Below are 22,070 nucleotides of genomic sequence, written 5' to 3'. Positions count from 1 at the left end.
TAGATTGGCGTTGTGCAGGGCGGGCGCTGCCCGCCCCAGGAAACTGTGGACGATGCACGGGGGGTGTGAACCCCCTTCGATGCATCAGGTGGAGGAGGCGCTGTGAGCAGCGACCCGTGGGGCCGTGTCGACGAGACGGGCACCGTGTACGTGCGTACAGCCGAGGGCGAACAGGTCGTCGGATCGTGGCAGGCCGGTTCCCCCGAGGAGGCTCTGGCCTATTTCGAGCGCAAGTACGAGGGCCTGGTGGTCGAGATCGGCCTCCTCGAGCGGCGGGTGAAGACCACCGACCTGTCGGCCAAGGACGCGACGACCGCGATCGAGCACCTGCGCCGGCAGGTGGACGAGCACCACGCCGTCGGTGACCTCGCCGCGCTCGGCAAGCGGCTGGACACCCTCGTCGCGACCGTCGACTCGCGCCGTGAGGAGCGAAAGGTCCAGAAGGCCAAGCAGACCGACGAGTCTCGGCAGGCCAAGGAGGCGCTGGTCGTCGAGGCCGAGGAGCTGGCGCAGAGCGACCAGTGGCGGTCGGCGGGTGAGCGCCTGCGGGCACTCGTCGACACCTGGAAGGGCCTGCCCCGTCTGGACCGCAAGTCCGACGACGAGCTGTGGCACCGCTTCTCGCATGCCCGCTCCGCCTTCTCCAAGCGCCGCAAGGCGCACTTCGCCGCGTTGGACGCCCAGCGCGAGGAGGCCCGCAAGGTCAAGGAGAGGCTGGTCACCGAGGCCGAGTCGCTCTCCGGCTCGACCGACTGGGGCACGACCGCTGCCCGCTACCGCGATCTGATGACCGAGTGGAAGGCTGCGGGCCGCGCCCAGCGCGAGGCCGAGGACGATCTGTGGAACCGCTTCCGCGGTGCCCAGGACGTGTTCTTCGCGGCACGCAGCGGCGTCTTCGCCGAGCGGGACGTCGAACAGGGCGAGAACCTCAAGCTCAAGGAGGAACTCGCCACCGAGGCGGAGAAGCTGGTCCCGGTGACGGATCTGAAGGCGGCCCGGGCTGCGTTCCGTTCCGTCAACGAGCGGTGGGAGGCCATCGGCCACGTGCCGCGCGACGCCCGCCCCAAGGTCGAGGGCCGGCTGCACGCGGTGGAGCGCGCTCTCCAGGAGGCCGAGGAGTCCGAGTGGCGCCGGACGAACCCGGAGGCGCGGGCGCGTGCCCAGGGTCTGACCGGTCAGCTCCAGGCGGCCGTCGACAAGCTGCGTACGCAGATCGACGCGGCACGCGCCTCGGGCAACAACGCCAAGGCGGACAAGCTCTCGCGCGAGCTCGAGGGCCGGCAGGCGCTGCTCGACCAGGCGCTCAAGGGCGTGGAGGAGTTCGGCGGCTGACGCTCTCCGCACGACCGCACGTGGAAGGGCTCCCGTACGCACGGCGTACGGGAGCCCTTCCACGTGCGGCGCCCGCCCCGCGTCTCGTTCGGTGGCCCGGTGGGGCGCGTGCGGGCGGCAGTGAAGGGGCGTCACGACTGCCGGGATCCCGCAGTGCGGCCGGGCCTGCCCGGACGCGAGGATCCTGGGACCGGCAGGAGCCGTACGACTGCCGGGACCGTAAGCTCCGCATCCCTGAGGCAGGCCCACACATGAGATCGACCCGTGCCGCTCTGACCGCCACCGCCACCGCCCTGCTCCCGGCCCTCCTGCTGGCCGGACCGGTCTTCGCCGCCGGGCCCGCACCGTCGGCGCCTGCCGCCACAGCGGTTGCCGACGGTGCCACCACACCGGTGGGCCAGATGTCGGACGACGACCTCCGTGCGGCGATCCTCCGCATCCTGGCCGACGAGGACAGCGGCAGGAGGGTCGTCCGGGAGGCGAACGCGGCCCTCGACAACGGCACCCCGGAGGCCATGCGGTACTTCCTGGAGACCGGCTACCCGCTCGCGCAGGCCGAGGACGACCGTGTCGCCCTCTTGCGGATCCTCGCCGATCCGGACTCCGGCAAGCGGGTCACCAGGGAGGTCGACGCCCTGCTGGACAGCGGCAGCCCGCAGGAGATCAGGCAGTGGCTGGAGACCGGCCACCGGCTCGCGCAGGCCGAGGACGACCGTGTCGCCCTCTTCCGCATCCTCGCCCGCCCTGACATCAGCGACGCCCTCCGCGCGGCGGTCGGCGAGGCGATCGGCGGCACACCGGAGGAGATGCGGTACTTCCTGGAGTACGGGCAGTACGAGTTGGAGGGCTGACACCCGCCGTTCCTCGGGTACGCCTGGGAGGTCCGGTGCCGGACCCCCAGGCGCAGCTCCCGCTAAGGCCGCCGCGCCGAGGTGACCCGGTAGACGTCGTAGACGCCCTCCACGCCCCGTACGGCCTTCAGAACGTGTCCCAGGTGCTTCGGGTCGCCCATCTCGAAGGTGAAGCGGGAGGTGGCCACACGGTCGCGGGACGTCTGGACGGCCGCCGACAGGATGTTCACGTGCTGGTCGGACAGGATCCGCGTGACGTCGGAGAGCAGTCGCGAGCGGTCCAGTGCCTCGACCTGGATGGCGACGAGGAAGACCGACGACTGGGTGGGCGCCCACTCCACATCGAGGATCCGCTCGGGCTGCTGCGAGAGCGAGTCCACGTTGACGCAGTCCGCCCGGTGGACGGAGACGCCGCTGCCCCGGGTGACGAACCCGATGATCGGGTCGCCGGGAACGGGCGTACAGCAGCGGGCGAGTTTCACCCAGACGTCGTCGACGCCCTTGACGACCACGCCCGGATCCGCCTTGGCGCGACGCTTGTTGCGGCCGTGCGAGGGCGGGGAGCTCTCCGCCAGGTCCTCGTTGGCCGCGTCCTCGCCGCCCAGCGCCTGGACGAGCTTCTGGACGACGCCGGCGGCCGCGACATGGCCCTCGCCGATCGCCGCGTACAGCGACGAGATGTCGGGGTAACGCATCTCGTGCGCCAGCGTGACGAGGGAGTCGCCCGTCAGGATCCGCTGGATCGGCAGGTTCTGCTTGCGCATGGCCCGCGCGATGGCGTCCTTGCCCTGTTCGATCGCCTCGTCGCGGCGCTCCTTGGAGAACCAGGCACGGATCTTGTTGCGCGCCCGGGGGGACTTGACGAACTGGAGCCAGTCCCGGGAGGGCCCGGCGCCCGCGGCCTTCGAGGTGAAGACCTCCACCAGGTCGCCGTTGTCGAGCGTCGACTCCAGCGGTACGAGGCGTCCGTTGACCCGTGCCCCTATGGTCCGGTGGCCGACCTCCGTGTGGACCGCGTACGCGAAGTCGACCGGCGTCGCGCCGGCGGGCAGCGCTATCACGTCGCCCTTCGGCGTGAAGACGAAGACCTCGTTGCGCGACAGGTCGAAGCGCAGGGACTCCAGGAACTCGCTGGGGTCCTCGGTCTCCTTCTGCCAGTCCAGCAGTTGGCGCAGCCACGCCATGTCGTTGACGGTGTCCTGGCCCCGGCCGCCCGCGTGCTTGGGGACGTCCGTACGGACCTTGGAGGCACCCGCGACGGCCTCCTGCTTGTACTTCCAGTGCGCGGCGATGCCGTACTCGGCGCGGCGGTGCATGTCGAACGTGCGGATCTGGAGCTCTACGGGCTTGCCGCTGGGACCGATCACCGTGGTGTGCAGCGACTGGTACATGTTGAACTTGGGCATCGCGATGTAGTCCTTGAACCGCCCCGGTACCGGATTCCACCGGGCATGGACGGTGCCGAGCGCCGCGTAGCAGTCGCGGACGGTGTCGACGAGGACGCGGATGCCCACCAGGTCGTAGATCTCGGCGAAGTCCCGGCCTCGCACGATCATCTTCTGGTAGACGCTGTAGTAGTGCTTCGGACGGCCGGTGACGGTGGCCTTGATCCGGGCGGCACGCAGATCGGCCTGGACCTCGTCGGTCACTATGGCGAGGTACTCGTCGCGCTTGGGCGCGCGCTCGGCGACGAGGCGGACGATCTCGTCGTACATCTTGGGGTAGAGGATCGCGAAGGCGAGGTCCTCCAGCTCCCACTTGATGGTGTTCATGCCCAGGCGGTGGGCCAGCGGCGCGTAGATCTCCAGGGTCTCGCGGGCCTTCTTCTCCTGCTTCTCCCGCTTGAGGTAGCGCATCGTGCGCATGTTGTGCAGCCGGTCGGCGAGCTTGATGACCAGGACCCGGGGGTCCTTGGCCATGGCGACGACCATCTTGCGCACGGTCTCCGCCTGGGCGGCCTCGCCGAACTTCACCTTGTCCAGCTTGGTGACCCCGTCGACCAGCAGCGCGACCTGGTCCCCGAAGTCCTTGCGCAGGGTGTCGAGGCCGTACTCGGTGTCCTCGACCGTGTCGTGCAGAAGTCCGGCCATCAGCGTCGCCGGGTCCATGCCGAGCTCGGCGAGGATGGTCGTGACGGCGAGCGGATGGGTGATGTACGGGTCGCCGCTCTTGCGCTTCTGCCCGCGGTGCCAGCGTTCCGCGACCTGGTAGGCGCGCTCGATCTGGCGCAGCGTGGCGGACTCGATCTTGGGATCGTTGCCGCGGACCGTGCGCAGAAGGGGTTCGAGGACGGGGTTGTACGGGCTGGAGCGCTGTACACCCAGTCGGGCGAGCCGCGCCCTGACCCGGTTGGAGGAGCCACCCGAGCGGCCGGGGGCGGCCGGCGGGTTGGTGGCGGGCCTGGCCGGGGGCTTCGCGGCGGGAGCCGGTGCCGCGGGTGCCGTCGGGGAACCGGTCCCGGGTGCCGGTTCGGCCTTCGCTCCGGAGACCGGCCCGGACCTCTCCCCGGCGGACGGGGTCGGCTTCGTGCCGGGGGACGGCGCGGGCTCGGCGGGAGACGCTTCCGCCGGCGTCCCGGAGGGCGGCGTGGGCTTCTCTCCGGCGGACGTGGCGGGCTTCGGGCCGCCGGGCGGCGCCGCCTTCGTGCCGGGAGGCGGCGTGGGCTTGGCCGACGTGGCGGGCGTCCGGTGGTCCGGTGTCCCCGCGGGGTCCTGCGCGCGCTCGGCCGCGGCCCCGGGCTCGCCCTCCCGGTCGGGCTGCGCCTTCCCGGGCATGGCTGAGGCCTCCGCGGGCTCTTCGGGCTGCGGGGCGGCGACTGGCTGGACCTCGTCTGGCAAGAGCGCTCCTCGTACGGATCCGGGCTACCGGAAAGCCCATGGTATCGACCCCTGAGCGGGTCCTCGCCCCGGGACTGCGGAACCCCGCACGACACAGGACGGGTACCCGGATGTTCCCGGATACCCGTCCTGTACGTCTCCACACCCGTGCGGCTGTCGCACGGCGCAGGTCAGAGGGTGATCAGAGCCTCCAGCGGGGCGCCCCGCAGCCCGGACTCCAGCCGGGCACGGCCCGCGAGGAAGCCGAGCTCCATGAGGACCGAGACCCCCGCGATCTGTGCACCGGCCCGCCGGATGAGTTCCAGCGAGGCCTCCGCGGTGCCGCCGGTGGCCAGGACGTCGTCGATGACCATGACCCGGTCACCGGCGGACAGGTCCTCGGCGTGGATCTCGATCTCCGCCGAGCCGTACTCCAGCTCGTACGCCTGCCCGAGGGTGGCGCCGGGCAGCTTGCCGGCCTTGCGTACGGGCACGAACCCGATCCCGGACCGGACGGAGACCGGTGCGGCCAGGATGAACCCGCGCGCCTCCAGGCCGACGATCTTGGTGGCTCCGTGCCGTGTGCACAGTTCCGCGAAGAAGTCGGTGAGCGCGCTGAAGGCGACCGGGTCCGCGAGCAGCGGGGTGATGTCCTTGAACAGCACTCCGGGCTTCGGATAGTCCGGCACGTCACGGATCCGGCTGAGCAGCAGCTCCCTGGTCGCGTCGGTGACGTCGGTGCTCGTCATCGGCGGTTCCTGGGAGTGCGGCCGTGGCCCCCGGCCTGCCGGCGCTGGCCGACGACCGCCCCGGCGGGTTCGGAGTCCTCGTCGACGTCCTGCGTGAGGTCGTCGCGCTCGTCCTCGGCGGACTCGCCCTTGGCCGCGGCCGCGGCACGCTTGGCGAGGATGCGCTTCTTCAGTGCCTTTATCTGCGGCTCGCGCTCCTTGAGGTCGGCGACCAGCGGAGTGGCGATGAAGATCGAGGAGTAGGCGCCTGCGGCGAGGCCGACGAAGAGCGACAGCGAGATGTCGTTCAGCATGCCCGCGCCGAGGACACCGCCACCGATGAACAGCAGACCGGCGACCGGCAGCAGCGCGACGACGGTGGTGTTGATGGAGCGCACCAGCGTGCCGTTGATGGAGCGGTTGGCGATCTCGCTGTAGGTCCAGCGGGTCTGCTTGGTGATCCCCTTCGTGCCCTCCTTGAGGCTGTCGAAGACGACGACCGTGTCGTAGAGGGAGTAACCGAGGATGGTCAGCAGACCGATCACGGTGCCAGGCGTGACCTCGAAGCCGACCAGCGCGTAGACACCGACCGTGATGGTGATGTCGTGGATCAGCGCGACGAGGGCCGCGATGGCCATGCGCCACTCGAAGGCGATGGCCAGGTAGACCACCACGAGGACCATGAAGATGCCGAGGCCGGCCCAGGCCTTGTTGGCGATCTGCTCGCCCCAGCTCGGGCCGACGAGGTCCGCGTTGATCTCCGCCTCGGGGATACCGAGGTCCTTGGAGAGCTGGGTCTTGATCTGGTCGGCCTTGGCGGTGTCGACCTCGGTGATCTGGATCCGGAGTCCGCCGTTGCCGAGCTCCTGGACGATCGCCTCGTGCCCGGAGGCCGCGACAGCGTCCTCGTGGGCCTGGGAGACGGACACCTTGGCCTTGGAGTCGGTCGTGAAGACCGCGCCGCCCTTGAACTCGATGCCCATGTTCAGGCCGCTGACCACCACGCCGAGGATGGCCGTGATGGTGATCAGGATCGAGACGCCGTACCAGATCTTGCGCTTGCCGATGAAGTCGTAACCGACCTCGCCACGGTAGAGCCGGGCGCCGAGGTTGCCGAGTCGCGACATCTCACGCCTCCTTCGGGTGGTCGGTGCGGGCGTTGACGCGGCGCGAGCGGCGCAGCGGCGGCTTGGCGCCGAGCCGCTTCGGGTCCAGGCCGGACCACGGGTGACCGCTGCCGAAGAACTTAGTGCGGGCCATCAGCGTCATGACGGGCTTCGTGAAGAGGAACACGACGACCACGTCGAGCAGGGTCGTGAGACCCAGCGTGAACGCGAAGCCCTGGACCTTGCCGACCGTGACGAGGAAGAGCACGGCCGCGGCGAGGAACGACACGAAGTCGGAGACGAGGATGGTGCGACGGGCCCTGGGCCAGGCACGCTCGACGGCCGGACGGAGCGTACGGCCCTCACGGATCTCGTCACGGATGCGTTCGAAGTAGACGATGAACGAGTCCGCCGTGATACCGATCGCGACGATCGCACCGCAGACGGCCGGGAGGTTCAGCGCGAAGCCGATGGCCGGGCCGAGCAACGCCATGATCGTGTAGGTCAGGATGCCGGATACCAGCAGGCTGAGGAGGGCGATGAGCGCCAGACCCCGGTAGTAGGCCACCAGGTAGATGACGACCAGGGCCAGTCCGATGGCGCCGGCGATCAGACCGGCCTCGAGCTGCTCGCCGCCGAGTGCGGCGGTGACGGTGGTGACCGTGTCCTCGGTGAAGGACAGCGGGAGCGCGCCGTAGGAGAGGACGTTGGCCAGGTCCTCCGCGGACTGCTGGGTGAAGCTGCCGGAGATCTCGGCGCTGCCGCTGAGGGTCTCGTTCACCTGGGGCGCGGAGACGACCTCGCCGTCGAGGGAGATCGCGAACTGGTTCTGCGGGGACTGCTGGGCGGACAGCTTCTTCGTGATCGTCTGGAACTTCTTGGAGCCCTTGTCCGTGAACTCCATCGAGACGAGCCAGATGCCGCGCTGCTGGTCGAACTGCGCCTTCGCGTCGTCGACGTCCGTACCGGAGACCTCGGCCGGGCCGAGGAGGTACTTGGCGTCGCCCTCGGAGCTGCACGCGACCGCGGGGTCGGTGGGCTTGACGCCGTCGCCGGCGGCCGCGCGGGCCTTCTTGTCGGTGCAGTCCAGCGCCGTGAACTTCTTCTCCAGCGCCGCGGTGGCCGGGTCCGGCGTCCCGGTGGCGGCGGGGCTCTCCGACCCGGCGGCTCCCGAGGTGCTGGCCTTGGGGGTCGGTGTCGCGTCCTTCTTCAGGGCGTCGGTGACGGCACGGCCCTGGGTGGTGGCACTCGCCGAGGGCGTCGCCTTCGAACCGGACGCGGTCTCCGGGTCCGTCGCCTTCGCGCTCGGCTTGTCGGAACCGCTCGCGGACGGGCTCGCGGAGCCCTCCGGGGTGGGTCCGCCGCCGGCGACCGTCAGCACGGGCCGGAAGTAGAGCTGGGCGGTCGTGCCGACCTGCTCCCGGGCCTGTGCCGAGTTCGTCCCCTTGGGGATGTTGACGATGATGTTCGATGCGCCCTGGGTCTGGACCTCGGCCTCGGAGACGCCCAGACCATTGACACGGCGTTCGATGATGCTGACCGCGGTGTTCATGTTGGTCTCGTTGATCGCGTCAGGCTTGCCGGGCTGGCTCTTCGCCTTGAGCGTGATCGATGTGCCGCCGGCCAGGTCGATACCGAGCCGGGGCGTGGTGTGACCGGACAGGAACATCCCGCCGGTCAGGGCGACCATGGCAATCAGGATCAGCGCCAGGGCGCGGCCCGGCCTGCCCTGTCCACCGGTTGAACCCCGGCCTTTCTTCGGTGCTGCCACCTTTTCGTTTCTCCCTGTGTCCAACCGCCCCGCGCCGGGTACGCGCCCGAGCGGCCACGAAGTGTTGTGGGGACCCGCCCCCGCAGAAGACCGCACGGCCCCTGAGACGCCGGACACCTGTGGGTGTCCGGCGTCTCAGGGTCGTGGAACTACTTCGCGTCGCCCTCGCCGTCGGACTTGACGTCCTTGACCTCGGCGCCCTTGACGTCCGCCGCCTTGACCTCGGCGTCCTCCGTGACGGTCTCGTCCTCGGCCTTCTTGCCCAGGTCGATCCTCGCGACATCGTCGTCGGCCGCCTCGACGGGCTCTCCGTCGGTGAGCGAGGAGGCGTCGTCGGGCACGACCGTGCCGTCGGCCTCGTCGCCGTGCACGATGCGGTTGTACTCCGCGTCGTCCAGGACGGCACCGATGGAGTTCTTGGCGTAGACGGCGTGAACGCCGGGCGCGACCTCGAGGATGACCGTGTCGTCCTGGATCTCCTTGACGGTGGCGTACATGCCCCCGATCGTCCGGACGCCGGTGCCGGGCTGCATGTCGTTGCGCATCTGCGCAGCCGCCTGCTGCTTCTTCTTGGCGGACCGGGTCATCAGGAACATGGCCCCGATGAGCACGATGAAGGGGAGGAGGGTCACGAGACTCACGGGACGGAACTTCCTTCGCACGACCACGCTGGTTTCACGCGGCCTGGTCTACGGGGGTGGGTACACCGACCTGAACGGGCGGCATCGGCGGAGTCTAAGCGAGTCCGCATCGTTGGAACAACGTCCAGCATGGCACCGAGGTTCCCCTGCTGGCCAAAGCGTCGCGCCTCACGCCCCGAACAGGCCCTGTTGTCCCTTTGCGCCGTGCTGCGGGGGCACCAGCCCCAGGTGCGCCCAGGCGGCGGGGGTGGCGACCCTGCCCCTCGGGGTCCGGGCGAGCAGTCCCTCGCGTACGAGGAAGGGCTCGGCGACCTCCTCGACCGTCTCGCGTTCCTCCCCCACGGCCACGGCGAGGGTCGAGAGTCCCACCGGCCCTCCGCCGAACAGCTTCAGCAGGGCGCTGAGCACCGCGCGGTCCAGCCTGTCGAGCCCGCGGGCGTCGACCTCGTACACCCGCAGGGCGGCGGCGGCGATGTCACGGTCGATGTACCCCTCGGCCTTGACCTGGGCGTAGTCCCGTACGCGGCGCAGGAGGCGGTTGGCGATACGGGGCGTGCCTCGGGAGCGTCCGGCGATCTCGGCCGCGCCCTCGGTGTCTATGGCGACGTCGAGGAGGCCTGCGGACCGGTGGATGACCCGCTCCAGCTCGGTGGGGGCGTAGAACTCCATGTGGCCGGTGAAGCCGAAGCGGTCTCGGAGCGGGGGAGGCAGCAGTCCGGCCCTGGTGGTGGCGCCCACCAGCGTGAACGGCGGCAGCTCGAGCGGGATGGCCGTGGCGCCCGGCCCCTTGCCGACGATGACGTCGACCCGGAAGTCCTCCATCGCCATGTAGAGCATCTCCTCGGCCGGCCGCGACATGCGGTGGATCTCGTCGAGGAAGAGGACTTCACCCTCCTGGAGGGAGGAGAGGATGGCCGCGAGGTCTCCGGCGTGCTGGATCGCGGGGCCGGAGGTGATCCGGATCGGGGCGCCCATCTCCGCCGCGATGATCATGGACAGCGTCGTCTTGCCGAGGCCGGGGGCGCCGGAGAGCAGGACGTGGTCTGCGGTGGCACCACGGGCGCGGGCGGCCTTGAGGACCAGGTCGAGCTGCTCGCGCACCTTCTCCTGGCCGACGAATTCGTGAAGGTCCTTGGGGCGCAGGGCCGCTTCGACCGCGGTGTCCTCGCCGTCCGCGCCGGCGGCGACCAGGCGCTCTTCCAGCCGCTCGTCGGTCAGTTCACCGGTGTCGGACCCGGTCTCGTCCCAGTTCATCTCGTCAGTCCCGCCTCGGGTGTATCGGTGCCGGTCCGTGCGGTGTCCCGGCCGGCGTACGGGACCGCGTGGGGCCCCTGGGGTCAGCGTGCGCGGTTGAGCGTCTGAAGGGCGGCGCGCAGCAGCTGGGGCACGGGGGCCTGTCCGCCGTCGGCGATCGCGGCCTCGGCCTGCGGCGCCACGGCGGTCACGGCCTCGTCGGCCTCGCGGGTCGCGTAGCCGAGGCCGATCAGGGCCGCCTGCAGCTGGTCGCGCCAGGAGGAGCTGACCGCGGCGCCGATGCCCTGCTGGCCGATGTGTGCGCCGACGGGTTCCCCGAGCCGGTCCTTGAGCTCCAGGAGGAGCTTCTGCGCACCCTTCTTGCCGATGCCGGACACCGCTGTGAGCGCCTTCTCGTCCCCCGTGGCGACCGCGATGCGCAGGGCGTCCGGGCGATGGGTGGCGAGCATGGCCTGGGCGAGCCGGGGGCCGACACCGCTGGCGGTCTGGAGCAGTTCGAAGATCTGCCGCTCGTCGTCGTCGGCGAAGCCGTACAGGGTCAGCGAGTCCTCGCGGACGACCAGGGAGGTGGCGAGTGTGGCCTCCTTGCCGATCCGCAGGCCGGCGAGGGTGTCGGGGGTGCACTGGACTGCCATGCCGATCCCTCCGACCTCGATCACGGCAGTGGTCGGGGCCAGGGCGGCAACCGGGCCGGAGACGAAGGCGATCATGCGGTGCGGCCTTTCAGCGTGCGGTGGGCGGCGACGGCCTGCTGCAGTCGGTTCTGCGCGGGTGCGCGCCAGATGTGGCAGATGGCGAGGGCGAGGGCGTCGGCGGCGTCCGCGGGCTTCGGCGGGGCGGCGAGCCGCAGCAGCCGGGTCACCATCGCCCCGACCTGCGCCTTGTCGGCGCGGCCCGAGCCGGTGACGGCGGCCTTGACCTCACTGGGGGTGTGCAGGGCGACGGGGATGCCGCGGCGGGAGGCGCAGAGCATGGCCACCGCGCTTGCCTGGGCGGTGCCCATCACCGTACTGACGTTGTGCTGGCTGAACACCCGCTCCACCGCGACGAATTCGGGCCGGTGCTCGTCGAGCCACTGCTCCAGGCCCTGCTCGATGGCGACCAGCCGGTGGCCGAGTTCCGCGTCGGCCGGGGTCCGCACGACGCCGACGCCGACCATGGTGAGCGGCCGGCCGGCGACGCCCTCGACGACCCCGACACCGCACCGGGTCAGCCCCGGGTCCACGCCCAACACCCGCATCTGAGGGCCCCCTCCACCGCTCGGTCACCTGTTCCCGCAGGCTATCGGGTCGCACCGACAATGCGACGGGCCGACGGGGTGTGTCCCGTCGGCCCGTCCGTGTACCGCCTACCGCCGCCCTCAGGCGTCGACCTGCTCCATGACCTCGTCGGAGACGTCGAAGTTGGCGAAGACGTTCTGCACGTCGTCGCTGTCCTCGAGCGCGTCGATCAGCTTGAAGATCTTGCGTGCGCCCTCTTCGTCGAGGTCGACCTGCATGGTCGGGACGAAGTTGGCCTCGGCCGAGTCGTAGTCGATGCCGGCCTCCTGGAGCGCGGTGCGGACCGCGACCATGTCGGTGGCCTCGCTGAGCACCTCGAAGGAGTCTCCGAGGTCGTTGACCTCCTCGGCACCCGCGTCGAGGACGGCCCCGAGCACGTCGTCCTCGGCCAGCTCGCCCTTGGGGACGATGACGACGCCCTTGCGGTTGAACAGGTACGCGACCGAGCCCGGGTCGGCCATCGAACCGCCGTTGCGGGTCATGGCGACACGGACGTCGGACGCGGCACGGTTGCGGTTGTCGGTGAGGCACTCGATGAGCACCGCGACGCCGTTCGGGCCGTAGCCCTCGTACATGATCGTCTCGTAGTCGGCGCCACCGGCCTCCAGGCCGGCGCCGCGCTTGACCGCGGAGTCGATGTTCTTGTTCGGGACCGAGCTCTTCTTGGCCTTCTGGATGGCGTCGAAGAGGGTCGGGTTACCGGACAGGTCGGCGCCGCCCGTGCGGGCCGCGACCTCGATGTTCTTGATCATCTTCGCGAAGAGCTTGCCGCGCTTGGCGTCGATCACGGCCTTCTTGTGCTTCGTCGTAGCCCATTTAGAGTGGCCGGACATCTGCCTTCTCCTTCGCGTCACCAAAATCGATCCGAACCCGAGAGATCCTACCGGGATCGGATCAGCCCATGGCGCGCACCATCTCGGTGAAGAGCGCGTGCACACGGTGGTCTCCGGTCAGTTCCGGGTGGAACGACGTGGCCAGCGCGTTTCCCTGGCGTACGGCCACGATGTGCCCGCCGTGCACCGCGAGGACCTCGGCGCCCGCGCCCACCGACTCCACCCAGGGGGCACGGATGAAGACGCCTTCGACGGGTCCGCCGGGCACTCCCGCGACCTCCACGGCCGCCTCGAAGGACTCGTTCTGCCGCCCGAAAGCGTTACGGCGCACGATCATCTCGATGCCGCCGACGGTCTCCTGGCCCGAGCGGGGGTCGAGGATCTTGTCGGCGAGCAGGATCATCCCGGCGCAGGAGCCGTAGACCGGCATCCCCGCGGCCACCCGCTCGCGCAGCGGTTCCATCATGCCGAAGAGCACGGCCAGCTTGGACATCGTGGTGGACTCGCCGCCGGGGATGACCAGCCCGTCCACCTCGGCGAGCTCCTCGGGCCGCCTGACCGGCCTGGCCACGGCGTCCGCCGAGGCCAGGGCGATCAGGTGTTCCCGTACGTCGCCCTGGAGGGCCAGGACTCCGATGACAGGGGTGTCGGTCATCGGTGCTTACCAGCCGCGGTTGGCGTAGCGCTCGCCCTCGGGCAGCGTGTCGCAGTTGATGCCGACCATGGCCTCGCCGAGGTTCCGCGAGGCGTCCGCGATGATCTTCGGGTCGTCGTAGAAGGTGGTGGCCTTCACGATGGCGGCGGCACGCTTGGCCGGGTCGCCGGACTTGAAGATGCCGGAGCCCACGAAGACGCCCTCGGCACCGAGCTGACGCATGAGGGCCGCGTCGGCGGGGGTGGCGACACCACCGGCCGAGAACAGGACGACGGGCAGCCTGCCCAGCTCGGAGACCTCCTTGACCAGCTCGTACGGGGCACGGAGGTCCTTGGCGGCGGCGTACAGCTCGTTGTTGTCGTAGCCGCGCAGCCGGGCGATCTCGTTCTTGATCTGACGCAGGTGCCGGACGGCCTCGACGACGTTGCCGGTGCCGGCCTCACCCTTCGAGCGGATCATCGCGGCGCCCTCGGCGATCCGGCGAAGTGCCTCGCCCAGGTTGGTGGCACCGCAGACGAAGGGGGTCGTGAAGGCGAACTTGTCGCTGTGGTTGACCTCGTCGGCCGGGGTGAGGACCTCGGACTCGTCGATGTAATCGACGCCGAGGGACTGGAGCACCTGGGCCTCGACGAAGTGGCCGATACGGGACTTGGCCATGACGGGGATGGAGACGGCCTCGATGATCTCCTCGATCATGTTGGGGTCGGACATCCGGGCCACGCCACCGTCCTTGCGGATGTCGGCCGGCACCCGCTCCAGCGCCATGACGGCCACGGCGCCCGCGTCCTCGGCGATCTTCGCCTGCTCGGCGTTGACGACGTCCATGATCACGCCGCCCTTGAGCTGCTCGGCCATGCCGCGCTTGACGCGGGCGGTGCCGGTGGCCGGGGTCTCGGTGGACTGCGGGGTGCTGGGAAGCGTGGACACGGATCGACCTCACTGGGGGTGAAAGACTCTGGATGCTGCAGCCCCGAGCAAACGCCCCGGGACCGGTCCACAGCAAGGGCCAATGGACACCCCGTGGATCGTTCCCCGCCCGCGGTCAGCTCCCGGGCCGGTCCGCCAGGGCGACCGGCGGCTCGTCGTCCATCTCGAACGCCAGCGGGAACGGGGCGTGGCCCGCGAGCCGGAGGAGCCGCACCGTCCGGTGCCTGCGCAGCGCACGGGCGGCACGCACCGAGTCGTTGTGGAAGCGGCGCGCCATCGGTACGCGGCGCACGGCGGCGGCGAGTTCCCTGGCCGCGTCCTCGCCTCCCGGGAACTCCTTCACCGCCTCGACCTGGGCGGTCTCGCCGAACACGGCCCGCAGGGCGGTGCTCAGCTCGCTCTCGGCGACCTCGCGCTGCTCCTCCTCGGCCTGCCGGGCCGCGTGCGCCGCCTCGTACAGCACGATCGACGCCGCGGGATCGAGGACACCGGAGGTGGCCAGTTCCTGGGTGACCGAGGCGCGGCGCAGAAGCTGGGCGTCCAGCGCCGCGCGCGCCGCGTCGATACGGGCGTGGAGCCGGTCGAGCCGTCCGGCGGTCCAGCTCAGGTACAGGCCGATCGCGAAGAGCGCGGCGACGGTCCAGATGAGGATTTCGATCACGGGCGGAAAGGCTACCGTCGGCGGCGGCCGCCGGTTCGCCCCGCACCCGCTTTCCCGGCGGCCGCGCGGCCGGCCGGCCGCCGGCCCGTGCCGTCAGCGCCCGGGCTCAGTCCCTGGCGAGACCGAAGCGTGCGCGCAGCCCCGTGCGTTCGTCGGCGTCCACCGCCGCCGCGCCGTCCGTCACCGTCTCGTACACGCCGAGGATGTCCGCGCCGACCGTCCTCCAGTCGAAGCGGCGCACATGCGCGCTGCCCCGCTCCCGGAGTCCGGCACGGCGCTCCGGGTCGCCGAGCAGCCGGACCGCGGCCGTGGCCAGCGCGTCCGCGTCCTCGTTGGCGAAGAGGTCGCCGGCGGCGCCCTGGTCGAGGACCTGCGCGAACGCGTCCAGGTCGCTGGCGAGTACGGGAGCGCCCGCCGAGAGCGCCTCGACCAGGATGATGCCGAAGCTCTCGCCGCCGGTGTTCGGGGCCACGTAGACGTCGACACTGCGCAGCAGCCGTGCCTTGTCCTCGTCGCTGACCATGCCGAGGAACTCGACGCGCGAGCGCATCTCCTTCGGCAGGGAGGCGACCGCTTCCTCCTCGTCGCCGCGTCCCGCGACCAGCAGCCGGGTCTCCGGGCGGGCGGCGAGGATCGCGGGGAGCGCCTTCATCAGGACGGGCAGGCCCTTGCGCGGCTCGTCGATGCGCCCTATGAAGCCGAGCGTCCCGCCCTGCCATTCGGCCTTGGGTTCGGCGCCGGCGAAGAAGTCCACGTCGACGCCGTTGGGGATGACCACCGCGTCACCGCCGAGGTGCTCGACCAGGGTCCGCCGCGCGTACTCGCTCACCGCGATCCGGGCGCTGATCTTCTCCAGCGCGGGCTGGAGGATCGGATAGGCGGCGATCATGGCGCGGGAGCGCGGGTTGGACGTGTGGAAGGTGGCCACGATCGGCCCCCGCGCCGCCCAGCAGGTGAGCAGCCCCAGCGAGGGCGAGGTGGGCTCGTGGATGTGGATGACGTCGAAGGTGCCGTCGTTCAGCCAGCGCCTGACGCGCGCGGCGGACAGGAAGCCGAAGTTCAGCCGGGCGACCGAGCCGTTGTAGCGGACGGGAACCGCCCGGCCCGCGGAGACGACGTACGCGGGCAGCGGCGTGTCGTCGTCGGCGGGGGCGAGCACCGAGACGTCGTGGCCGAGGCGGATCAGGTGCTCGGCGAGGTCGCGGATGTGGAACTGCACCCCGCCGGGGACGTCCCAGGAGTACGGGCAGACGATGCCGATCTTCACGGCGCTTCCTCCTGGGGTTCCAGATCGGAGAGCCAGAGGCGCTGGAGCATGTGCCAGTCCTCCGGGTGCTCCGCGATGCCCGTGGCGAAGGCATCGGCCAGGGCCTGCGTCATGGCGGACGTCTTCTCGGCACGGGTGCCCGTCTCCGGTTGGGCGACCGGCGGATGGATGCGTGCCCGCATCACGGACGTGCCGTCGTACCAGAGCGTGACGGGCAGCAGGGCCGCACCGGTCTGCTGGGCCAGCAGGGCCGGTCCGGCGGGCATGCGCGCGGTGTCCCCGAAGAAGTCGACCTCGACGCCGGAGGCGGACAGGTCGCGGTCGGCGACCAGGCAGACGAGCCCGCCCGATCGCAGCCGCCGGGCGAGCGTCCCGAAGGCGGAGCCTCCGCTGTGCGGGAGGACCTCCATGCCCAGGCCCTGGCGGTAGGCGACGAACCGGTCGTAGAGGGTCTCCGGCTTGAGCCGTTCGGCGACCGTGGTGAAGGGCAGCCCGAGGTCCGTGGTGACCCAGGCTCCCGCCAGGTCCCAGTTCCCCAGGTGCGGCAGCGCGATGACGGCGCCCTTGCCCGCTTCCAGGGCCTCCGTGAGCCGGTGGACGTCCTGGACGTCGATGGACTCCTTGATCCGCCGCGGGCTCCAGGCCGGCAGCCGGAAGGACTCCATCCAGTAGCGCATGTACGAGCGCATCCCGGCCTTGGACAGCTCGGCCAGCCGGGCGGCGTCCGCGTCGGGCACCACTCGGGCGAGGTTCGACTCCAGGCGCAGCACGGACTTCCCGCGGCGCTTCCACACCTGGTCGGCCAGGGTGCGGAAGAGCGCGGTGGCGGCCGGTTCGGGGAGCTTCTTGACGGCGCCCCAGCCGAGCCCGTAGAGCCCGTCGGTCAGGCGTTCCCTCATGTCGGACACCGTGCCGCTCACTGTGCGGTCCCGCTCCCCTGTTCCGTGGTCCCGCTCCGGACGGCGGCGGCGTCGGCCTCGGCCGCCTCCCTGCGCACGGTCACCACCCGCTGGACCAAGGTCACCAGGCTGCCCACGGCCACGATCCACAGGGCGATCGGCAGCAGGATCTGGATCCCGGGTACGCCGAAGCCGTGCAGTCCGGCGAGCCCCGCCGCGACCAGCGAGATCACCAGCCGCTCGGCGCGCTCCACCAGACCGTTCACCGCGACCGGCAGCCCGATCGACTCGCCCCGGGCCTTGGTGTAGGAGACCACCTGGCCGCTGGCCAGGCAGAAGATCGCCACCGCGCACAGCACGTCGTCGTCACCGCCGCCCGCGTACCAGAGGGCGAACCCGGCGAAGATCGCCCCGTCCGCCACCCGGTCGAGGGTCGAGTCCAGGAACGCGCCCCACCGGCTGGAGACACCGGCCTGCCGGGCCATGTTGCCGTCGACCAGGTCCGAGAAGACGAAGAGCGTGATCACGATCGTGCCCCAGAAGAACTCCCCCATCGGGAAGAAGACCAGCGCACCTGCCATCACTCCGGCCGTACCGACGAGTGTGACCGCGTCGGGGCTGACCCCGAGGCGGAGCAGCAGAGCGGCGAACGGTGTGAGGACACGCGTAAAAAATGCACGCGCGTACTTGTTCAGCATGGCCTTCCCGAGGTTCGGTGGGCGCCGCGCGGCCACTTCGGCCACCGGCCGCCCCATCGTAGTCACGAGCGGTGCCGGGCAACTGCGGGGCACCCCGTCCGGTCCGCTCTCCCGGAAGTCATGCCGGGCCCCACCCGACGTATGGACGGGGTCCGGCGCGGGTGCGACGCTCGAATGACCGCGGGCGTCGCCGAAGCCGCCGCGGCGGCTCCCCCGCCCGTGCGTCCGCCTCGGTTCCCGAGGAGGACCACCGACCGGGAGGCACGCGTCATGGGCGACAGGACACACACGCACACCGGGGCCGCCGGCAGGGCGACGGCGGCCGGCCGGCCCGATTCGATACGGAACGTCGTGCTGGTCGGCCACAGCGGCTCGGGGAAGACCACCCTGGTCGAGGCCCTCGCGCTGACGGCCGGTGCCGTCAACCGGGCCGGCCGGGTCGAGGACGGCTCCACGATCTCCGACCACGACGAGATCGAGCAGCGCGGACGACGCTCCGTGCAGCTTTCCCTGGTGCCGGTCGAATGGAACGGTTACCGGATCAATCTCCTGGACACCCCCGGCTACGCGGACTTCGTCGGGGAACTGAGGGCCGGTCTGCGCGCGGCGGACGCGGCCCTCTTCGTGGTCTCGGCCGCCCAGGAGGCCGGTGCCGTGGCGGACACCACCCGCGCGCTCTGGGAGGAGTGCGCGGCGGTCGGGATGCCACGGGCCGTCGTGGTGACCCACCTGGACACCGCCCGTACGCCGTTCGACGAGATGACCCGGGTGTGCGGCCGCCTCTTCGGGGGCGACGACCCCGACGCCGTGCTCCCCCTGTACCTGCCGGTGCAGGGCCCCGAGGGCCCCGACGGGCACGCGCCGCTCACCGGGCTCACCGGGCTGCTCACCCGGCGGGTCCTCGACCACTCCTCGGGGGAACGGCAGGAGGCAGCGCCCGCCGTTGACCAGCGGGGAACGCTGGAGGAGGCCCGTGACCGGCTCATCGAGGGGATCATCGCCGAGAGCGAGGACGAGACCCTGATGGACCGCTACCTCGGCGGCGGCGAGATCGACACCGGGACACTCGTCGGCGACCTGGAACGCGCCGTCGCGAGCGGCTCCTTCCACCCCGTCCTCGCCGCGGCCCCGGCCGTCAGGGGCGCCCGCCGGGGAATCGGCACCGTGGAGCTGCTGGACCTGGTCACCGCTGGTTTCCCCTCCCCCGTGGAGCGTGTGCCACCGGCCGTCACCACCCCGGAGGGCGCCGCACGCCCCGCCCCGGTGTGCGATCCGGGGGAGCCGTTGGTCGCCGAGGTGGTGAGGACCGCGTCCGACCCGTACGTGGGACGGGTCTCCCTCGTACGGGTCTTCTCCGGCACACTGCGGCCCGACGAGGCGGTGCACGTGTGCGGTCACGGTCTCACCGGCCCCGGCGGCGGCACACGCCCCCGCCACGAGGCCGACGTACGCGTGGGCGCACTCACCGGTCCGTTCGGTGCGCGGCAGCGCCCGCTGGACAGCTGTGTCGCCGGAGACCTGGCCTGCGTGTCCAAACTGGGCGGGGCGGAGACCGGTGACACGCTCTCCGGTACCGGCGACCCGCTGCTGATGGAGCCGTGGACCATGCCCGACCCGCTGCTGCCGCTCGCGGTCCGCGCCCACGGCAGGACCGACGAGGACAAGCTCTCGCAGGCCCTGGGCCGCCTGGTCGCCGAGGACCCCACCATGCGGCTGGAGCAGAACCGGGACACCCGTCAGGTGGTCCTGTGGTGCATGGGCGAGGCCCACGCGGACGTCGCCCTGGAACGCCTCCGCACCAGGTACGGCGTACAGGTCGACGCCGAGCCGCACCGGGTCCCGATCCGCGAGACGTTCGCATCGCGCGCCACCGGGTACGGCCGGCACGTCAGACAGTCCGGTGGCCACGGCCAGTTCGCCGTCTGCGAGATCGAGGTGGAGCCGCTGCCGGCGGGCGCGGGTATCGAGTTCGTCGACAAGGTGGTCGGCGGCTCCGTGCCCCGCCAGTTCGTCACCTCCGTGGAGAAGGGCGTACGCACCCAGGCCGCGCGCGGGGTGGTCGCCGGTCACCCGCTCGTGGACGTGCGCGTCACCCTGCTCGACGGGAAGGCGCACCAGGTCGACTCCTCCGACGCGGCCTTCCAGACCGCGGGCGCGCTGGCACTGCGCGAGGCAGCGGCCGGCGCCCGCGTCGAACTCCTCGAGCCCGTCGCGGAGCTGGGCGTCCTGGTGCCGGACGACTACGTGGGGGCCGTCATGGGCGACCTCTCGGGCCGCCGCGGCCGGGTCGTCGGCACCGAGCAGGCGACCGATGGCCGCACGCTCGTGCGCGCCGAGGTGCCGGAGGCCGAGATCGGCACCTACACCATCGGTCTCCGCTCGCTCACGCACGGCACGGGGCGCTTCGACCGGGCGTACGCCCGGCACGAACCCATGCCCGCACGACTCGCCGACCACCTCCGCGAATCACCGAAAAGCCGGACGAACGGGACCTGAGACCTCTTCCGGCACAAGGGGCGGGCGCCCGCCCGGTCCGGACGATACGCTGTGATCCCAGCTCAGAAGGTGTGCGAAGTACGGTAGTTGGGAACAGCCGCAGAGGCAGGCCGTGCGGGCGAGTGGGGGCGACAGTGGCCGACAACGGATTCGATTTCTCTCCTGGAGCGCAGATTCCGCTCCAGGGTTCGGGCGGGCAGGAGGTGGCGACCAACGCCCTTGCCTCGGCGGCGTACCGCGACAGCGATGTGCAGGAGATCCTCAAGGCCAACAGCGAGTGGCACAAGTCCGAGGTGAAGCCGGGCGAGTCCAAGCTGTTCAAGTCCGTCTACTTCAGGCCGAATCTGGGTGAGGCGTTCTCCCGGGCCGTGCAGGAACGCATGCTCGGCGGTGGCCGCAAGGCACTCGTCCAGTCGTTCGGCACCGACCCCCGGACGGTCGTCGAGCACTGCCTGTCCGCCACCCGGCTGCGCAAGGCGCGCGACACCAGGCTGACCCTGATCACCGCCGTCCTCGGCATCGTCTTCCTGCCCGGCCTGCTCTTCTGGGTCCTCGCCTTCCGGCTGCGTGACTCCCTCAACAAGTCCAAGGACAAGTTCTTCCAGACGTTGGGCGGCCTCCTGCTCGCCGTGCTCGGCGTTCTCGCCGCGGTCTTCCTGGTCGCCATGCCGCTGACCGGGCTGCCCGCGCTCTACCTGCGCGCCTCGGCCCTCGCACCGCTGGTCGGCTGGCTGCTCGCCAAGCGGATCGCGGAGACCTCCGTCCGGGACCTGCGCGCCCGCTGGGACGGGCTGCTCTCCGGTACCGGCGTGAGCGCGAAGATCCCCGAGGCGGTGCCGAAGAACCCCAACGAGACCGCCCGCGAGGCCCTGCGGCAGGGGCTGGAGAAACTCTCGGCCGAGCAGCAGTCCAACTCGATCTTCTACGCGGGCCCCAAGGGCATCCTCGGCATGGGCACGCGCTGGGGCAGCTGGCAGCTCGCCGAGGAACTCGTCCCCGAGGACCCCGCGAAGGAGATCCACCAGTTCCGGAGCTGGGACGTCGTACGCGCCATCCACGACCAGCTCAAGATGCTGGAGCGCGGCCCGCTGAACACCGGCGGCTTCCCCACCCCGTCCGTCAAGCACTGGGTCGTCTCGCCCGTAGGCGAGAACGCGGACTCCGTCTCGCGCCCCGAGGGCGAGGACGTCGCCACGTTCCAGATCAAGCCGCACGAGATCCAGCGGATCTGCAACCACCAGCAGTTCGGCAGCGGCGACCGCCACTACCTGGGCGTCCAGTTCACCCTGTGGGACGGCCAGCTCGTGATCACGATGCTGATCACCGTCACGGTGCTGCACGAGACCCTGCGGATCGAGGTCACCGGGCACGCCCTCGGTCCGGTCCACTCGCTCTTCCTCAGCAAGCCCGAGGCCCCGACCCGGACGGTCAAGAAGGCCGTCAGGTTCTGGGAGACCAGGAAGGTCGCGCTCCCGCTGGTCAAGGCGGACGAGGTGGTCAGGCTCGCCCTGCGCGCGCCGCTGACCTGGTACCCGCCGCTGCTCGACTACCTGGGCGGCAAGATCGTCCTGCCCGAGCCCTTCGGCCTGCGCCACGCGTGGGCGGCCAAGCCCTGGGGCCACCGCTTCATGGCCGACGACGCCATGCGGGCGGCCACCCCCGTCCTGCGCGTCGTGCACTCCGCCGCGAAGCGGGTGCTGAAGGAGCACGGGGTCGACACCGAGCGCTTCGACAACCGCTCCATGGTCCTCAGCGGCATGGTGCAGGACGCCTCCCCGAGGAAGGCCGACGTCTACGACGCGTGATCTCCCCCGGGGCGCCGCGCGGCGGCACCGCCCGGCCCGAGCACGGCCGG

19 protein-coding genes are annotated in these 22,070 nt (G+C 71.0%); 4 read left to right on the top strand and 15 right to left on the bottom strand.

From position 1 onward, the window contains the following. Positions 1-102 precede the first annotated feature (102 nt). Positions 103-1,332: a DUF349 domain-containing protein gene (locus AB0I83_RS15970; protein WP_356536026.1), complete on the top strand. Its 1,230-nt coding sequence runs from the start codon at positions 103-105 to the stop codon at positions 1,330-1,332. A gap of 251 nt (positions 1,333-1,583) precedes the next feature. Beyond that, positions 1,584-2,183, top strand: coding sequence for an ALF repeat-containing protein (locus AB0I83_RS15965; RefSeq protein WP_363304967.1), 600 nt, complete (start codon positions 1,584-1,586; stop codon positions 2,181-2,183). A 62-nt stretch (positions 2,184-2,245) separates the two neighbouring features. Here AB0I83_RS15965 and AB0I83_RS15960 read toward each other — a convergent pair whose 3' ends face one another. From AB0I83_RS15960 to pgsA, 15 genes are all read right to left on the bottom strand, one after another. After that, entirely contained in the window at positions 2,246-5,020 is a 2,775-nt protein-coding gene (locus AB0I83_RS15960; RefSeq protein WP_363304966.1) for a RelA/SpoT family protein, read from the bottom strand. A gap of 170 nt (positions 5,021-5,190) precedes the next feature. Beyond that, a complete protein-coding gene (locus tag AB0I83_RS15955; RefSeq protein WP_356535393.1) occupies positions 5,191-5,748 on the bottom strand; it encodes an adenine phosphoribosyltransferase in 558 nt (185 codons plus the stop codon). Continuing rightward, positions 5,745-6,854, bottom strand: a complete 1,110-nt coding sequence (gene secF, locus AB0I83_RS15950) for a protein translocase subunit SecF (protein ID WP_363304965.1) — start codon at positions 6,852-6,854, stop codon at positions 5,745-5,747. The genes AB0I83_RS15955 and secF overlap by 4 nt, the downstream gene beginning before the upstream one ends. A gap of 1 nt (position 6,855) precedes the next feature. Further along, positions 6,856-8,604 (bottom strand): protein translocase subunit SecD, encoded by a 1,749-nt coding sequence (gene secD, locus AB0I83_RS15945; RefSeq protein ID WP_356535391.1) that lies wholly within the window; start codon positions 8,602-8,604, stop codon positions 6,856-6,858. A gap of 149 nt (positions 8,605-8,753) precedes the next feature. Beyond that, on the bottom strand, positions 8,754-9,245 hold the full coding sequence (yajC, locus tag AB0I83_RS15940) for a preprotein translocase subunit YajC (protein ID WP_363304964.1): 492 nt from the start codon (positions 9,243-9,245) through the stop codon (positions 8,754-8,756). Positions 9,246-9,413: 168 nt separating this feature from the next. Then, positions 9,414-10,499 carry a Holliday junction branch migration DNA helicase RuvB gene (gene ruvB / locus AB0I83_RS15935; RefSeq protein WP_363304963.1) on the bottom strand — a complete coding sequence of 362 codons (1,086 nt, stop codon included), beginning with the start codon at positions 10,497-10,499 and terminating at the stop codon, positions 9,414-9,416. Positions 10,500-10,582: 83 nt separating this feature from the next. Next, entirely contained in the window at positions 10,583-11,209 is a 627-nt protein-coding gene (gene ruvA / locus AB0I83_RS15930; RefSeq protein WP_363304962.1) for a Holliday junction branch migration protein RuvA, read from the bottom strand. After that, a complete protein-coding gene (gene ruvC, locus AB0I83_RS15925) occupies positions 11,206-11,739 on the bottom strand; it encodes a crossover junction endodeoxyribonuclease RuvC (protein ID WP_356843223.1) in 534 nt (177 codons plus the stop codon). Before ruvC ends, ruvA begins: the two co-directional genes overlap by 4 nt. 120 nt (positions 11,740-11,859) lie before the next feature. Beyond that, the gene (locus AB0I83_RS15920; protein ID WP_356535386.1) at positions 11,860-12,612 is read right to left on the bottom strand and encodes a YebC/PmpR family DNA-binding transcriptional regulator; all 753 of its coding nucleotides are present in this window, start codon (positions 12,610-12,612) and stop codon (positions 11,860-11,862) included. Between the two features lie 61 nt (positions 12,613-12,673). Continuing rightward, positions 12,674-13,267 carry a pyridoxal 5'-phosphate synthase glutaminase subunit PdxT gene (gene pdxT / locus AB0I83_RS15915; protein ID WP_356535385.1) on the bottom strand — a complete coding sequence of 198 codons (594 nt, stop codon included), beginning with the start codon at positions 13,265-13,267 and terminating at the stop codon, positions 12,674-12,676. A 6-nt stretch (positions 13,268-13,273) separates the two neighbouring features. Beyond that, entirely contained in the window at positions 13,274-14,194 is a 921-nt protein-coding gene (gene pdxS / locus AB0I83_RS15910) for a pyridoxal 5'-phosphate synthase lyase subunit PdxS (protein WP_356535384.1), read from the bottom strand. A 115-nt stretch (positions 14,195-14,309) separates the two neighbouring features. Beyond that, positions 14,310-14,855: a hypothetical protein gene (locus tag AB0I83_RS15905; protein WP_363304961.1), complete on the bottom strand. Its 546-nt coding sequence runs from the start codon at positions 14,853-14,855 to the stop codon at positions 14,310-14,312. Between the two features lie 106 nt (positions 14,856-14,961). Continuing rightward, entirely contained in the window at positions 14,962-16,122 is a 1,161-nt protein-coding gene (locus tag AB0I83_RS15900) for a glycosyltransferase family 4 protein (RefSeq protein WP_356535382.1), read from the bottom strand. Continuing rightward, the gene (locus tag AB0I83_RS15895) at positions 16,119-17,021 is read right to left on the bottom strand and encodes a phosphatidylinositol mannoside acyltransferase (RefSeq protein ID WP_363304960.1); all 903 of its coding nucleotides are present in this window, start codon (positions 17,019-17,021) and stop codon (positions 16,119-16,121) included. Before AB0I83_RS15895 ends, AB0I83_RS15900 begins: the two co-directional genes overlap by 4 nt. Positions 17,022-17,038: 17 nt before the next feature. Beyond that, the gene (gene pgsA / locus AB0I83_RS15890) at positions 17,039-17,719 is read right to left on the bottom strand and encodes a phosphatidylinositol phosphate synthase (protein WP_363305044.1); all 681 of its coding nucleotides are present in this window, start codon (positions 17,717-17,719) and stop codon (positions 17,039-17,041) included. A 270-nt stretch (positions 17,720-17,989) separates the two neighbouring features. Here pgsA and AB0I83_RS15885 point away from each other — a divergent pair, with 270 nt between their 5' ends. Further along, positions 17,990-20,215 carry an elongation factor G-like protein EF-G2 gene (locus tag AB0I83_RS15885; protein ID WP_363304959.1) on the top strand — a complete coding sequence of 742 codons (2,226 nt, stop codon included), beginning with the start codon at positions 17,990-17,992 and terminating at the stop codon, positions 20,213-20,215. Positions 20,216-20,349: 134 nt separating this feature from the next. After that, positions 20,350-22,020, top strand: coding sequence for a hypothetical protein (locus AB0I83_RS15880; RefSeq protein WP_363304958.1), 1,671 nt, complete (start codon positions 20,350-20,352; stop codon positions 22,018-22,020). Positions 22,021-22,070 lie beyond the last annotated feature (50 nt).

Origin of the sequence: Streptomyces sp. NPDC049970 (assembly GCF_040660235.1) — a bacterium.
In the GTDB taxonomy this organism is placed as follows: Bacteria; Actinomycetota; Actinomycetes; order Streptomycetales; family Streptomycetaceae; genus Streptomyces.
The sequence above is the reverse complement of the archived record's forward strand: the minus strand, read 5'-3'. Positions and strand labels throughout refer to the sequence as shown.

Excerpts from the sequence above, each read along its gene's own strand:
- ruvB (WP_363304963.1), bottom strand. The coding sequence starts at position 10,499 with ATGAACTGGGACGAGACCGGGTCCGACACCGGTGAACTGACCGACGAG.
- AB0I83_RS15965 (WP_363304967.1), top strand. The coding sequence starts at position 1,584 with ATGAGATCGACCCGTGCCGCTCTGACCGCCACCGCCACCGCCCTGCTC.
- AB0I83_RS15920 (WP_356535386.1), bottom strand. The coding sequence starts at position 12,612 with ATGTCCGGCCACTCTAAATGGGCTACGACGAAGCACAAGAAGGCCGTG.
- ruvA (WP_363304962.1), bottom strand. The coding sequence starts at position 11,209 with ATGATCGCCTTCGTCTCCGGCCCGGTTGCCGCCCTGGCCCCGACCACT.
- secF (WP_363304965.1), bottom strand. The coding sequence starts at position 6,854 with ATGTCGCGACTCGGCAACCTCGGCGCCCGGCTCTACCGTGGCGAGGTC.
- AB0I83_RS15895 (WP_363304960.1), bottom strand. The coding sequence starts at position 17,021 with ATGAGGGAACGCCTGACCGACGGGCTCTACGGGCTCGGCTGGGGCGCC.
- AB0I83_RS15955 (WP_356535393.1), bottom strand. The coding sequence starts at position 5,748 with ATGACGAGCACCGACGTCACCGACGCGACCAGGGAGCTGCTGCTCAGC.
- pdxT (WP_356535385.1), bottom strand. The coding sequence starts at position 13,267 with ATGACCGACACCCCTGTCATCGGAGTCCTGGCCCTCCAGGGCGACGTA.
- AB0I83_RS15885 (WP_363304959.1), top strand. The coding sequence starts at position 17,990 with ATGGGCGACAGGACACACACGCACACCGGGGCCGCCGGCAGGGCGACG.
- ruvC (WP_356843223.1), bottom strand. The coding sequence starts at position 11,739 with ATGCGGGTGTTGGGCGTGGACCCGGGGCTGACCCGGTGCGGTGTCGGG.
- pgsA (WP_363305044.1), bottom strand. The coding sequence starts at position 17,719 with ATGCTGAACAAGTACGCGCGTGCATTTTTTACGCGTGTCCTCACACCG.